Below are 1,082 nucleotides of genomic sequence, written 5' to 3' on the forward strand. Positions count from 1 at the left end.
CGCGTACGGCGGATGGCCTTCGAGACGGCCTTGACCGCGTCCTCCTGCCCGATGACGCGCTTGTGCAGCTCGTCCTCCATCCGCAGCAGACGCGAGGTCTCCTCCTCGGTCAACTTGTAGACCGGAATACCGGTCCAGTTGCCGAGGACCTCGGCGATCTGCTCGTCGTCGACCTCGGACACGACGTCGAGGTCGCCGGCCTTCCACTCCTTCTCCCGCTGGGCCTTCTGACCCAGCAGCTGCTTCTCCTTGTCCCGCAGCTGCGCGGCGCGCTCGAAGTCCTGCGCGTCGATCGCGGACTCCTTGTCCCGACGCACCTGGGCGATGCGCTCGTCGAAGTCACGCAGGTCCGGCGGCGCGGTCATCCGACGGATCCGCATCCGGGCGCCGGCCTCGTCGATCAGGTCGATCGCCTTGTCCGGCAGGAACCGATCCGAGATGTACCGGTCAGCAAGCGTCGCCGCCGCCACCAGCGCGGCGTCCGTGATGCTCACCCGGTGGTGGGCCTCGTAACGGTCCCGCAGCCCCTTGAGGATCTCGATGGTGTGCGCCAGCGACGGCTCACCCACCTGGATCGGCTGGAACCGACGCTCCAGCGCCGCGTCCTTCTCCAGATGCTTGCGGTACTCATCCAGCGTGGTCGCGCCGATGGTCTGCAGCTCACCACGCGCCAACATCGGCTTCAAAATGCTCGCGGCGTCGATCGCGCCCTCGGCGGCACCCGCACCCACCAGAGTGTGGATCTCGTCGATGAACAGGATGATGTCACCCCGGGTACGGATCTCCTTGAGCACCTTCTTCAGGCGCTCCTCGAAGTCACCGCGGTAGCGGGAACCCGCGACCAGGGCACCGAGGTCGAGGGTGTAGAGCTGCTTGTCCTTCAGCGTCTCGGGCACCTCACCCTTGATGATCTTCTGGGACAGGCCCTCCACCACAGCCGTCTTACCGACGCCGGGCTCACCGATCAACACCGGGTTGTTCTTCGTGCGGCGGGACAGCACCTGCATGACCCGCTCGATCTCCTTCTCCCGCCCGATCACCGGGTCGAGCTTGCCCTCCCGGGCAGCCTGAGTCAGGTTCCG

Annotated in this window: 1 protein-coding gene; it reads right to left on the minus strand. The window is 66.5% G+C overall.

Annotated features, from left to right (window positions below):
- Window positions 1-1,082 (minus strand): AAA family ATPase (locus ACWENR_RS30900; RefSeq protein ID WP_452280456.1); only part of this gene is annotated, 1,082 nt, incomplete at both ends.

Source organism: Micromonospora sp. NPDC004336 (assembly GCF_053602615.1).